Source organism: Halomonas eurihalina, assembly GCF_008274785.1.
GTDB lineage: Bacteria > Pseudomonadota > Gammaproteobacteria > Pseudomonadales > Halomonadaceae > Halomonas > Halomonas eurihalina.
Map to the genome: position 1 here is coordinate 196,908 of NZ_VTPU01000008.1, position 13,091 is coordinate 209,998.

The 13,091-nt window shown below is 64.8% G+C and carries 14 protein-coding genes; 7 read left to right on the plus strand and 7 right to left on the minus strand.

All coding sequences use genetic code 11. The annotated features are described in order from the left end of the window. Position 1: 1 nt before the first annotated feature. From FZZ93_RS10120 to FZZ93_RS18345, 7 genes are all read right to left on the minus strand, one after another. Complete coding sequence (locus tag FZZ93_RS10120; protein WP_149322203.1) at positions 2-802, minus strand: phosphatidate cytidylyltransferase; 801 nt, start codon at positions 800-802, stop codon at positions 2-4. Beyond that, entirely contained in the window at positions 795-1,562 is a 768-nt protein-coding gene (gene uppS, locus FZZ93_RS10125) for a polyprenyl diphosphate synthase (protein WP_246146177.1), read from the minus strand. Before uppS ends, FZZ93_RS10120 begins: the two co-directional genes overlap by 8 nt. A 74-nt stretch (positions 1,563-1,636) precedes the next feature. Next, complete coding sequence (gene frr, locus FZZ93_RS10130) at positions 1,637-2,194, minus strand: ribosome recycling factor (protein ID WP_149322205.1); 558 nt, start codon at positions 2,192-2,194, stop codon at positions 1,637-1,639. Between the two features lie 4 nt (positions 2,195-2,198). Further along, positions 2,199-2,966, minus strand: a complete 768-nt coding sequence (pyrH, locus tag FZZ93_RS10135; RefSeq protein ID WP_149322206.1) for a UMP kinase — start codon at positions 2,964-2,966, stop codon at positions 2,199-2,201. 111 nt (positions 2,967-3,077) lie between these two features. Further along, positions 3,078-3,953 carry a translation elongation factor Ts gene (gene tsf / locus FZZ93_RS10140; protein ID WP_149322207.1) on the minus strand — a complete coding sequence of 292 codons (876 nt, stop codon included), beginning with the start codon at positions 3,951-3,953 and terminating at the stop codon, positions 3,078-3,080. Positions 3,954-4,120: 167 nt separating this feature from the next. After that, the gene (rpsB, locus tag FZZ93_RS10145; RefSeq protein WP_149322208.1) at positions 4,121-4,867 is read right to left on the minus strand and encodes a 30S ribosomal protein S2; all 747 of its coding nucleotides are present in this window, start codon (positions 4,865-4,867) and stop codon (positions 4,121-4,123) included. Between the two features lie 141 nt (positions 4,868-5,008). Then, the gene (locus FZZ93_RS18345) at positions 5,009-5,167 is read right to left on the minus strand and encodes a hypothetical protein (RefSeq protein WP_187774506.1); all 159 of its coding nucleotides are present in this window, start codon (positions 5,165-5,167) and stop codon (positions 5,009-5,011) included. Here FZZ93_RS18345 and map point away from each other — a divergent pair. From map to FZZ93_RS10180, 7 genes are all read left to right on the plus strand, one after another. Further along, positions 5,166-5,957 (plus strand): type I methionyl aminopeptidase, encoded by a 792-nt coding sequence (gene map, locus FZZ93_RS10150; RefSeq protein WP_149322209.1) that lies wholly within the window; start codon positions 5,166-5,168, stop codon positions 5,955-5,957. The genes FZZ93_RS18345 and map overlap by 2 nt on opposite strands. An 11-nt stretch (positions 5,958-5,968) precedes the next feature. Beyond that, on the plus strand, positions 5,969-8,650 hold the full coding sequence (locus FZZ93_RS10155; RefSeq protein WP_149322210.1) for a [protein-PII] uridylyltransferase: 2,682 nt from the start codon (positions 5,969-5,971) through the stop codon (positions 8,648-8,650). Between the two features lie 116 nt (positions 8,651-8,766). Then, positions 8,767-9,984 carry a succinyldiaminopimelate transaminase gene (dapC, locus tag FZZ93_RS10160; protein ID WP_149322211.1) on the plus strand — a complete coding sequence of 406 codons (1,218 nt, stop codon included), beginning with the start codon at positions 8,767-8,769 and terminating at the stop codon, positions 9,982-9,984. After that, positions 9,981-10,319 carry a Spx/MgsR family RNA polymerase-binding regulatory protein gene (locus tag FZZ93_RS10165; protein WP_149322212.1) on the plus strand — a complete coding sequence of 113 codons (339 nt, stop codon included), beginning with the start codon at positions 9,981-9,983 and terminating at the stop codon, positions 10,317-10,319. The genes dapC and FZZ93_RS10165 overlap by 4 nt, the downstream gene beginning before the upstream one ends. A gap of 37 nt (positions 10,320-10,356) precedes the next feature. Continuing rightward, the gene (gene dapD, locus FZZ93_RS10170; protein ID WP_149322213.1) at positions 10,357-11,382 is read left to right on the plus strand and encodes a 2,3,4,5-tetrahydropyridine-2,6-dicarboxylate N-succinyltransferase; all 1,026 of its coding nucleotides are present in this window, start codon (positions 10,357-10,359) and stop codon (positions 11,380-11,382) included. Positions 11,383-11,431: 49 nt separating this feature from the next. Next, positions 11,432-12,607: a succinyl-diaminopimelate desuccinylase gene (gene dapE, locus FZZ93_RS10175; protein WP_149322214.1), complete on the plus strand. Its 1,176-nt coding sequence runs from the start codon at positions 11,432-11,434 to the stop codon at positions 12,605-12,607. Between the two features lie 16 nt (positions 12,608-12,623). Further along, entirely contained in the window at positions 12,624-13,010 is a 387-nt protein-coding gene (locus tag FZZ93_RS10180; protein ID WP_149322215.1) for a hypothetical protein, read from the plus strand. The last annotated feature ends 81 nt before the right edge of the window (positions 13,011-13,091 follow it).

The window sequence follows — 13,091 nt, forward strand, 5'->3', positions numbered from 1 at the left end:
GTCAAGAGACTCCCAGGTGCAGCAGGGCGAACAAGGGGACGGCTGCGGTCAGGCTATCGATGCGGTCCAGCACGCCGCCATGGCCGGGCAACAGCTGACTGGAATCCTTCAGCCCCCGATGACGCTTGAGCATGCTTTCCAGAAGATCGCCCAGTACCGAGGCCAGCGTCACGATGATCGTCACGGCGAGCAGGCCCAGGCCATCGGTCACGCCCAGCCCTTGCCAAACGGCGAACAACACCGCCAGCAACGAACTGACCAGCACACCGCCGGCCACGCCTTCCCAGGACTTGCCGGGGCTGACACTCGGCGCCAGCTTGCGTCGCCCCAGCGCCCGGCCGACGAAATAGGCGCCGATATCGGCCCCCCAGACCAGCAACAACACGAACAACAGCCAGACTGCCCCGCTCTCGCGCAGCACGCTGAAGCCCACCCAGGTCGGCAGGAGCACCCAGGCGCCCATGGCCAGCCGCACGCCGGAGAAACGCCACTGCGCCGAGCGTGCCGGATAACTCGTCACCCAGTAGAGATTGAGCAACCATCCCAGAGCGCCCAGATACAGCGGCCAGGTCGCATGGGTGGCCCCCATCAGGCCGAGCAGCAACATGGCACCGCCCAGAGCGGCGACCGTCAGTCCGCGCTGGCGCGACGACTCCAGGCCGGCCAGCCGGGTCCATTCCCACCCGGCCAGTAGCACGACGACCGCCGTGAACAACGCAAAGGGGACGCCCTCAAGGCCGAACAGCCCGAGCAGAGTCAACGGCGCCAGCCAGGCGGCGGTGATAATGCGCTGCTTAAGCACCGTGCGCCTCGACCTGCTCGTCCGTCATGCCGAAGCGCCGCTGCCGCCCGGCGAAATCCACCAGGGCCTCATCGAAGGCTTCAGCTCCGAAGTCCGGCCACAGTACCGGCGTGAAATAAAGCTCGGCGTAAGCCATTTGCCACAGCAGAAAGTTGGAGATACGACACTCGCCACTGGTGCGAATGCACAGATCCACCGGTGGGGCGTCGCCGAGGCACAGTTCGGACTGCATGGCCCGTTCGTCGATGCCGGCCGGGTCAAGTTCACCCGCAGCGACGCGCTCACCGAGCTGTCGGGCGGCGCGAGCGATATCCCAGCGGCCACCATAGTTGGCAGCGATCACCAGGTGCAGGCCGGTATTGTCGGCAGTCAGGGATTCCGCCGCTTCGATATGCTTCTGGATCGCCGACGAGAAGCCTTCGCGCTCCCCGACGACCGACAACCGGATATCATGCTCGTGCAGTTTCTTGACCTCACGCTTGAGTGCCATCAGAAACAGCTCCATCAAGGCCTGAACCTCGGCGGCCGGGCGCCTCCAGTTCTCGCTGGAGAAGGCAAAGAGCGTCAGGGTGCCGACACCGCGCTCGGCGGCCCGGCGAATGACCGCTCGCACGGCCTCGACGCCAGCATGATGGCCCCGTACGCCGGACAGGCCACGGGCCTTCGCCCAGCGGTTGTTGCCGTCCATGATGATGGCCACGTGACGCGGAAGGGGGGCGTTCCCGTTGGGCGGCAGATGAAGGGACTGCGGTGACGTCATGATGTCTCGCATGGCGAATGGAACACAGGTGTGCAGGTATCGGGGCGACGCCCTCGAGCGGCGCCGCTTTTCCCTCAGACCTGCATCAGATCGTGCTCCTTGGACTCCAGTGCCTTGTCGATCTCGGCGACGATCTTGTCGGTGATCTTCTGGATATCGTCCTCACCCTGACGCTGATCGTCCTCGGTGATTTCCTTGTCCTTGAGCAGCGTCTTGAGCTCGTGGTTGGCATCGCGACGCACGTTGCGCACCGCCACCCGAGTGTTCTCGGCCTCCTGACGCGCCTGCTTGATGTAGCCCTTGCGAGTTTCCTCGGTGAGCATCGGCATCGGCACCCGGATGACATTACCGGCACTGGCCGGGTTGAGGCCCAGTTCGGCGGTCATGATGGCCTTTTCCACCTTGGGCACCATGCTCTGTTCCCAGGGCACCACCGTCAGGGTCCGGGCGTCCTCGACGTTGACCGAGGCCACCTGGTTGATCGGCATCTGACTGCCGTAATACTCCACGTTCACCGCATCCAGGATGCTCGGGTGAGCGCGCCCGGTGCGGATCTTGTTGAAGTTATTGTGAAGAGCCTCGAGGCTCTTCTTCATGCGGGTTTCCGCATCCTTCTTGATGTCGTCAATCACGATTTCACCCTCTGTCAATCAGCGTGCCTTCCCTGCCGCCCACCACCAGGTTCAGCAGCGCCCCGGACTTGTTCATGTCGAACACGCGAACCGGCATGTCATGGTCCCGCACCAGGCAGATGGCGGTCAAATCCATGACGCCGAGCTTCTGGTCGAGCGCGTCGTCATAGGAAAGCTGTTCGTACTTGACCGCGTCGACGTGCCGGACCGGATCCTTGTCGTAGACGCCATCCACCTTGGTGGCCTTGACCACGACATCGGCATCGATCTCGATACCACGCAAGCAAGCCGCGGAGTCGGTGGTAAAGAAGGGGTTGCCGGTGCCCGCCGAGAACAGCACCACGTCACCGGATGTCAGGTAACGGATGGCGGTGCGCCGGTCGTAGTGCTCCACCACGCCACTCATGGGAATCGCCGACATCACCCGCGAGCGGATGTTGGAGCGTTCCAGGGCGTCGCGCATGGCGAGCGCGTTCATCACCGTGGCCAGCATGCCCATATGATCGCCGGTAACCCGGTCCATGCCGGCCTCGTGAAGCGCCGCACCACGGAACAGGTTGCCGCCACCGATGACGATGCCGACCTGGACGCCGATGCCGACCAGTTGCCCGATCTCCAGCGCCAGCCGATCCAGCACCTTGGGATCGATGCCGAACTCTGCGTCACCGGTCAGGGCTTCACCGGACAGCTTGAGCAGGATGCGCTTGTATTTCGAGACGTCAGCACGGGGCTTGTCGGACTTTGCTGGAACGGTTTGCTCGGCACTGCTCATGCGTGGATCTCCCGGAACTCGGCGAATGGACGTGAGTGGCCGGACACACCGGCCGGATACGCGATGGCGTGCGCCATTGCGCACGCCATCGTCATGCTGGAACCTTTGACCTCAGCTACGCTTGGCCTGTTCCATCACTTCCTGGGCAAAATCGACTTCTTCCTTCTCGATGCCCTCGCCCACCTCGAAACGGGTGAAGCCAATCACTTCGCCGTCGGCGGCCTTCACGTACTCGGCAACGCTCTGGTTCGGATCCTTGACGAAGGGCTGCTCGGTCAGGCTGTTCTCGGCCAGGAACTTCTTCAGGCGACCCTGGACCATCTTCTCGGCGATCTGCTCCGGCTTGCCAGCCATATCAGGCTGGGCCAGGATGATCGCCTTCTCTTCGTCCAGTTTTTCCTGGGGCATGTTCTCGGGCAGTGCCACGGCCGGGTTGAGCGCGGCGACGTGCATGGACACATCCTTGGCGACCTCGGCATTGCCACCGTTCAACACGGTCAGCACGCCGATGCGGTTGCCATGCACATAGGCACCGACCAGGCTGCCGCCCTGGGATGCGGCCTCGACGACGACGCTGCGACGCACGCCGATGTTCTCGCCGATCTTCTGTACCAGTTGCTCGCGATCGGCTTCCAGCTCGCCTTCCATGATGGCGGCAACGTCTTCGCTCTTGGCGGCGAAGAAGGCATCGGCCACCTTGTCGGCGAAGGCGATGAAGTTGTCATCACGGGCCACGAAGTCGGTCTCGGAGTTGATCTCGACCATCACACCGTAGCTGCCATCTTCCGCGACGCGGGTGACGATGGCGCCTTCGGCGGCGGTACGACCAGCCTTCTTGGCGGCCTTGAGACCGGAGTTCTTGCGCAGATTCTCGATGGCGGTGTCGATATCACCACCGGCTTCGGTGAGTGCCTTCTTGCACTCCATCATGCCGAGCCCGGTACGCTCGCGCAGTTCCTTGACCTGAGAGGCGCTGATAGCTGCCATGGGTAGTGTCCTCTGAATGGTTCGACCTGGAAGATGGGAGCCGGGCGTACCCGGCGAATCCCGTTTCCGCCCCGGGGCGCAAGCAAGGGGGCCGGAGCCCCCTTGCGCCGTCACGGCGACGGACCGCCGACAAGCGGCGCGATTTCACGGCCCTGCCGGGCCCTCGATCACTCGGCAGCGGCGGCGTCGTCGCCAGCACTTTCCTCGGTGACCTCGACGAATTCGTCGGGACGGCCTTCCTTCGCGCGGGCGCAGGCATCGGCGATCGCCTTCACGTAGATCTGAATGGCGCGGATGGAATCATCGTTGCCCGGGATCACGTAGTCGACGCCATCCGGATCGGAGTTGGTATCCACCACACCGATGACCGGAATGCCCAGCTTGTTCGCCTCGTTGATGGCAATCCGCTCATGATCGACATCGATCACGAACAGAGCATCGGGCAAGCCACCCATGTCCTTGATACCACCGATGGAACGCTCGAGCTTGTCCTGCTCGCGAGTCGCCATCAGCACTTCTTTCTTGGTCAGCTTCTCGAAAGTGCCGTCCTCGTGCATGGTCTCAAGTTCGCGCAGGCGCTTGATGGACTGGCGAATCGTCTTGAAGTTGGTCAGCATGCCGCCGAGCCAACGATGATTGACGAACGACTGACCGACGCGATTGGCTTCTTCCTTGATGACCTTGCTGGCGCTGCGCTTGGTGCCCACGAACAGGATCTTGTTGTTCGCGGCCGCCATTTTCTCGACCACATCGATGGCCTCGTTCAGGGCCGGAAGCGTATGCTCGAGGTTGATGATGTGAATCTTGTTACGTGCGCCGAAGATGTACTTGCCCATCTTCGGGTTCCAGTAACGGGTCTGGTGACCGAAGTGAGCGCCTGCCTTCAGCAGGTCACGCATATTGACGTGTGCCATGGATGACTCCTGAAAAATCGGGTTAGGCCTCCATGCACCCCATGGATCCGACCGCCGGTCGTGCCGGCAGCACCCGGGACCATGTGCCGGTGCATGTGTGTTTTCAAGGCGTTGCGTTTACATTGGCACCTTCCGACCGTACTACCAACTCGACACCTTGGGGACGAGCAGGATCGGCGATTGCAGGAAGGCGCGCAGCTTTATACCATGGATTACCTTCGAGATGAAGTCGCCCGACGTCCACGCTTCGCGATTGGCGCGTTGCTGGCGGCCATGCCACCCCTGAATCCGAGTTTCCATGAACGTACCCATCAAGACGCCCGACGAAATCGAGAAGATGCGCGAAGCGGGCCGCCAGGCCGCCAGTGTGCTGGAAATGATCACCCCCTACGTGCAGGCCGGCGTCAGCACCGGCGAGCTCGATCGGCGCTGCCACGACTACATCGTCAACGAGCTGGGCTCCACGCCCGCCCCGCTGAACTATCACGGTTTTCCCAAGTCGATCTGCACCTCGCTCAATCACGTGGTCTGCCACGGCATCCCCGATGACGCCAAGAAGCTCAAGAAAGGCGACATCATGAACATCGACATCACGGTAAAAACCGCCGATGGCTACCACGGCGACTCCAGCATGATGTTCATCGTCGGCGAGACCATCCAGGGCGAGCGGCTGTCGCGCGTCACCCAGGAGTGCCTGTACAAGAGTATCGCCGAGGTACGCCCGGGTGTGCGGCTCTCCGACCTGGCCCGCGTCATCCAGCAGCACGCCGAAGCCAACGGCTATTCAGTGGTACGTGACTTCTGTGGACACGGCATCGGCGCCGGCTTCCACGAAGAACCGCAGATCCTGCACTATGATGGTTATGCCCCCGAGGCAGACATCACCCTCGCGGAAGGCATGTGCTTCACCATCGAGCCGATGATCAATATCGGCGACCATCGCACCAAGGTGCTCCGGGATGGCTGGACCGCCGTGACCAAGGACAAGGGGCTCACCGCCCAGTGGGAGCACACCCTGCTGGTTACCGCCACCGGCGTGGAGGTCCTCACCGCTCGTCGCGACGAAGACCTCTCGTTCCTCGATCACTGAGCCGGTCCATCATGCTGCTCCACCATTATCGGTTCGAGTCCGACGAGACGCTGTTCGACATCGAGAAGTTCCGCGCCGAACTCGGCGGCAGCCGCTCGCCCATCGCGCCCTTCAAGGCGGCGCTGGGCGAGATTCAGGCACGGCTCGACGAACGCTTTCGCGCCGGCGCCGACATTCGCGACCTGGTTCATGGCCGCGCCCGGTGCCTGGATCGCCTGCTGGCGCTCGCCTGGGAGCAGCATGACTGGCCCGACGACGGCATCGCCCTGCTCGCCGTAGGCGGCTACGGTCGCGGCGAACTGCATCCCCACTCGGACATCGACCTGCTGCTACTGCTCGAACAGGACGACGACACGCTCTACCGCGAGCCCCTGACCACCTTCATCACCTTTCTCTGGGACATCGGCCTGGAAATCGGCCACAGCGTACGCTCGCTCGCCGACTGCTTCCACGAGGCCGCCGCCGACGTCACGGTGATCACCAACCTGATCGAATCACGCACCCTGGCCGGCCCCGAGCGACTGCGCGAGGCCATGCAGCAACGCCTGTCACCAGACCACTTGTGGCCGGCGGACCGCTTCTTCGAGGCCAAGTGGCAGGAGCAGATCAGCCGCCACTACCGCTTCAACAACTCCGAGTACCACCTGGAGCCCAACATCAAGAGCTCCCCGGGCGGCTTACGCGACATCCAGATGATCGGCTGGGTGGCCAAGCGACACTTCGCCACCCAGCGCTACGAAGACCTGGTCGCCCATGGCTTCATGAACGACGCCGAGCTGCACATCCTCAGCCAGGGCCAAGCCTTCCTCTGGCAGGTGCGTTATGCGCTGCACATGCTCAGTGGCCGCGCCGAGGACCGCCTGCTGTTCGACCACCAGCGCGCCATCGCCGAGCTGTTCGGCTACCACGACACCCCGGAGCGCCTGGCCGTCGAACAGTTCATGAAGCGCTACTATCGCCACGTCACCGCGCTCGCCAGGCTCAACGACATGCTGCTGCAGCACTTTGACGAAGCCATCCTGCACGGCGGCGAGTCGTTCGAGACCACATCCCTCAACGAGCGCTTCGAGATCAAGGGCGGCTACATCCAGGCCCGCTCGCGGATACTCTTCCAGGAACACCCCTCGGCACTGCTGGAACTTTTCCTGCTGATGGCCGAGCACCCCGAGATCGAGGGCGTGCGCGCCGACACCATCCGCCTGATCCGCGACCATCGTCATCTGATCGACGACCGTTTTCGCGCCGACCCTCACCACCAGCGCCTGTTCATGGCGCTGCTGCGCTCCAGCGGCAACGTGGCCCGCCAGTTGCGGCGCATGAACCGTTACGGCGTGCTCGGCAAGTATCTGCCGATCTTCGGCCAGGCCGTGGGCCTGATGCAACATGACCTCTTCCACATCTACACCGTGGATGCCCACACCCTGCTGCTGCTGAAGTGCATTCACGGCTTCCGCAAGTCCGACGCCCGGGAGAGCTTCCCCGTCGCGGCCGAACTGGTGCAGCAGCTACCCCGCCTGGACCTGCTGTGGATCGCCGGACTGTTCCACGATATCGGCAAGGGCCGCGGTGGCGACCACTCGCTGATCGGCGCCCAGGATGTCGAGGCCTTCGCCCGCGAGCACGGTCTTTCCGAGCGCGACACCCGGCTGGTGAGCTGGCTGGTCGAGCATCACCTGCTGATGTCCATGGTCGCCCAGAAGCGCGACATCACCGATCCCGACGTGATCAGCGACTTCGCTCGCTGCGTCGGTGACGAGACCCGGCTCGACTACCTCTACGTGCTGACGGTGGCCGACATCAATGCCACCAACCCCACGCTATGGAACGGATGGCGAGCCTCGCTGCTGCGCCAGCTCCACGGCGAAACCCGGCGCGCCCTGCGCCGTGGCCTCGAAAACCCCATGGAGCGCGACGACTCGGTGCGCGAGACGCGTGATGAGGCCCACTCCCTGCTGGCCACGGTCGGCGCCGACATGGAGCAGGTCGATCGCCTGTGGGCCTCGCTGGGCGAGGACTACTTCCTCCAGTACGCCCCCAGCGAGATCGCCTGGCAGACCCAGGGTATCCTCGCCCACGCCGGCAGTGACCTGCCGCTGATTCTGCTCAGCGCGCCCACCGCCGACATGGCCGAAGGCGGCACCAAGGTGTTCATCCACACCCGCTCAGTGGACGATCTGTTTGCCGCCACCTCAGCGGCCATGGAACAACTGGGGCTATCGATCCACGATGCCCGCATCGCCACCTCGAGCAACAACTGGACCCTCAACACCTTCATCGTCCTCGACGACCACGGCCATGCCATCCGCGATCCCGCTCGGCTGGAAGAAATCCGCCACCACCTGGTGGAGGAACTCGACGACCCCGACGACTATCCGCAGATCGTCACCCGGCACACACCGAGGCAGCTCAAGCATTTCCGCGTGCCCACCCAGGTCTTCATCCGCCAGGACCCAGCCAATGAACGCACCCTGCTCGAGCTCATCGCCCCGGACCGCCCAGGGTTGCTGGCACGCGTCGGACGCATCTTCATGGAGCAGGACATCGCCCTCTCAGCAGCCAAGATCGCCACCCTGGGCGAGCGTGTCGAGGACGTCTTCTTCATTACCGACAAGGCTGGAGCCCCGCTCATCGACGCTGAACGCCAGCGTCGCCTGCGCGAACGCCTGATCGAAGTGCTCGACATAAGCGGCTGAGGGGAATGCCGACCGGCGCGTTTGAGGCCCATCCGGGGGTTCCCTATAATCGGCCTTCTGCCCGCGCGACGCGACACGACACAACGACGCCGATCACGGCCCTCGACTGGACACTCATGAACCCCGACCTCGACGCGCTCCAACCCTATCCGTTCGAGCGGCTTGCCGCCCTCAAGGCGGGCATTACGCCGCCCGATGCACTGCCCCATATTCCGCTGACCATCGGCGAACCTCGCCATGCCCCTTTCGAGGGCGCCCTGCAGGCACTCGTCGATCAGCGCCACGAAATGGCCCGCTATCCGGCAACCGGCGGGCTCGTCGAGCTGCGCCGCGCCATCGCCGACTGGGCGAGCCAGCGTTTCGACCTCGACGACCTCGATGCCGATCGCCAGGTCCTACCGGTCAACGGCACCCGGGAGGCGATCTTCGCCTTCGTCCAGGCGGCCCTGGACCGGACACGCCCCGCGCGGGTCGCCGTGCCCAATCCCTTCTATCAAATCTATGAAGGCGCCACCCTGCTGGCTGGCGGCACGACGCTCACCCTGGACTGCCGGGCCGAACACGACTTCCGTCCCGACCTGGAGGCCGTACCGGCCGAGACCTGGCGCGAGGTGCAGATCGTCTTCGTCTGCTCACCGGGCAACCCCACCGGCGCGGTGACCCCGCTCGAGGATCTCGAGCGCCTGATTCAACTGGCCGACGAATTCGATTTCATCATCGCCGCCGACGAGTGCTATTCGGAACTCTACCTGGACGAATCCGCCCCACCACCGGGATTGCTGCAGGCCTGCGCGAAACTCGGCCGCCAGGACTACCGGCGCTGCCTGGTCTTCCATTCGCTCTCCAAGCGCTCCAACCTGCCGGGGCTGCGCTCAGGCTTCGTGGCCGGAGACGCCGAGCTGATCTCGGCCTTCCGTCGCTATCGCACCTACCATGGCTGCGCTATGTCGCTGCCGCTGCAACACGCCTCCATTGCCGCCTGGCGCGACGAGGCGCATGTGCGCGCCAACCGCGACGCCTATCGTGAGAAGTTCGCGGCGGTGACCGAGATCCTCGCCCCGGTGATGGATTTCCCGACACCCGAGGCCAGCTTCTATCTCTGGCCGGCGGTGCCCGGCGGCGATGACGAGGCCTTCGCCCGAACGCTATACGCCGAGAGGCACGTCAGCGTACTGCCGGGCAGCTACATGGGGCGGCCAGGCAACGACGGCGACAACCCCGGCGCCGGCCGGGTCCGCCTGGCGCTGGTCGACGACCTGGAGGCCACCACGCAAGCGGCCTGGCGCATGCGCGACCTGATCGAGCAAACCGTCAGTTGGGAGACGACACCATGATGACGCTGATGATGATCAAGAATTGCGACACCTGCCGTCGCGCCCGCAAGACCCTGGAAGGCAAGGGCATCCCCTTCCAGACCCACGACCTGCGCGAGGACGGCCTGTCCGCGGCGCTGCTCGAACACATCCTCGAGCATGTTCCGGTCATGACCCTGCTCAACAAGCGCAGCACCACCTGGCGGCTGCTCGACGACGCCGACAAGGCCGACATCGACGCCAACAAGGCCCGCGAGCTGATGCTGGCCAACCCCACTTTGCTCAAGCGACCACTGCTGGACACCGGCGACGACATCCTCGTCGGCTTCCGCGATGGCGACTACGACAACCTGTGAGGCGCCCCGGCGCCCCTGCACCCGAGAGGACTCCCACATGCTCAGCTTTGCACTCGGAATCGGCACTCAGAACACCCAGGGCGACTGGCTGGAGATCTACTATCCGGCGCCCCTGCTGAACCCCGAGGCCAGCCTGGTCGAAGCCGCCGCCAAGGTGCTGGACGCCCCCGCCGGCAACGCCGCGATCAGCTTCCTGCCGGAACACTGCGCCGAGCTCGCCGAGGCGCTCAAGGCCGCCGGCCATGAGGTCCAGGCCGAGCTTGCCGAATCCCTGGCCGCCAGCCAGCGGCCGCTGGTCGCCACCTTCATCGCCGAGGACACCGCTCCCCAGAACGCTCCCGAGGTCTATCTCAAGCTACACCTGCTCTCCCATCGCCTGGTCAAGCCGCACGGCATCGATCTGACCGGCATGTTCGGACTGCTACGCAACATCGCCTGGACCAACGAAGGCGCCATCGATATCGAAGAGCTGCCGGCACGCCGCCTCAAGGCCCGCCTCGAAGGCCGGGCCCTCTCGGTGGATTGCGTCGACAAATTCCCCAAGATGACCGACTACGTGGTACCCGGCGGCGTGCGTATCGCCGACACCGCCCGGGTACGCCTCGGCGCCTACCTCGGCGAGGGCACCACAGTGATGCACGAAGGCTTCGTCAACTTCAACGCCGGTGCCGAAGGCCCCGGGATGATCGAGGGCCGGATCTCCGCCGGCGTGCTGGTCGGCAAGGGCTCCGACCTGGGTGGCGGCTGCTCCACCATGGGCACGCTGTCCGGCGGCGGCAACATCGTCATCAAGGTCGGCGAAGGCTGCCTGATCGGCGCCAACGCCGGCATCGGCATTCCGCTGGGGGATCGCTGCACCGTCGAGGCCGGGCTCTATATCACTGCCGGCGCCAAGGTCACCCTGCTCGACGACCAGGGCCAGGAAGTCCGTACCGTGGCGGCACGCGAACTGGCCGGCCAGGACGACCTGCTGCTGCGTCGCAATTCCCAGAACGGCCGCATCGAGTGCCTGACCAACAAGAGCGCCATCGCCCTCAACGAAGCGCTGCACGCCCACAACTGAGTCGTTCCCGGGCGCTGCGGCGCCCGGGGCCGGCCCGCCGGAATCCCGCATGACCTCACCCGAGACCGTCAATACCCTGTCCCCCACGCTCGAGCTCGCCATGGAGCTCATGCGACGCCCCTCCGTCACCCCCGACGATCAGGGCTGTCAGGAGCTGATGATCGAGCGCCTCGCCCAGCTCGGCTTCCAGATCGAGCGACTGCCGTTCGGCGACGTCGAGAACTTCTGGGCCGTGCACGGCCATCACGGCCCGGTACTGGCGTTCGCCGGCCATACCGACGTAGTGCCCAGCGGCCCCGAGGTGCACTGGCAATATCCGCCCTTCGAACCGCGCATCGACGACGACGGCATGCTGTGCGGGCGCGGCGCGGCGGACATGAAGGGCAGCCTGGCCGCCATGCTCACCGCCGTGGAGCGCTTCGTCACCGAGCATCCGGATCATCCCGGACGCATCGCCTTTCTGATCACCTCCGACGAGGAAGGCCCGGCGGTGGACGGCACCCGCGCGGTGGTCGAGCACCTCCGTGAGTCACACGACCGCCTGGATTACTGCATCGTCGGCGAGCCCTCCTCCACCGAGCAACTCGGCGACGTGATCAAGAACGGCCGCCGCGGCTCGCTCGGCGGCGTCCTGCATGTGCGTGGCACTCAGGGCCATGTGGCCTACCCGCACCTGGCCCGCAACCCCATCCACCAGGCCGCACCGGCACTCGACGCCCTGGTGCGCGAGCACTGGGACGGCGGCAACGCCTTCTTCCCAGCCACCAGTTTCCAGATTTCCAACCTGCGTGCCGGCACCGGCGCCACCAACGTGATTCCCGGCGACCTGGAAGCGACCTTCAACTTCCGCTACTCCACCGAGGTCACCCATGAGGCGCTGCAGCAGCGCACCGAGGCCATCCTCGAAACTCACGGCCTGGATTTCCACATCGACTGGACCCTCAACGGCGAACCCTTCCTGACCGCCGAAGGCGAACTAGTCGACGCCACCCTGGCCGGCGTCGAGGATGTCCTCGCCCGACGGCCTGAGCTTTCCACCTCCGGAGGCACCTCGGACGGTCGCTTCATCGCCAGCCTCGGCAGCCAGGTGGTCGAACTAGGGCCCCTGAACGCCACCATTCACAAGGTCGACGAACGCGTCAGGGCCGCCGACCTCGATGATCTAAGCCGGATCTACGAAGCCGTTCTCGCCCGCCTGTTCGTCAACGGCACATCGCGGCCCTGAGCCGGAGGTAGTAGTCATGGAAATGTATCCCGACATCGAGATCTACCTGGCCAACGTCGATCCGGAGGCGTTGAATGCCTGGCTCGGCGACACCCTTGGCGCCCCGCCAATGACCTCGGCCGGCAAGAATCGCTGGCGCGCGCAAGGCCAGCATGACGGCCATGACATCGCTATCCTGCTGGTGCTCAAGGCCGCCGACGGCTTCGCCAGCCTATGGTTCGACAGCCCCGACACGCCCTGGGCGACGGATACCGACTGCGCCCGCGAAGCCGCCGGCCGGCTGGGCTGCGAGGTACGCTGCTCCCTGGGAGGCTGGCAGCCCGGCGACGACCCGGACCACTTCCTGCAGGTGCTGCCCGACGGCCAGGAAGCAACCATCGACTGGCCGGATTCAGGGCAGTAAGAAAGAAGAGGGAAGAGGGAAGAGGGAAGAGGGAAGAGGGAAGAGGGAAGAGGGAAGAGGGAAGAGGGAAGAGGGAAGAGG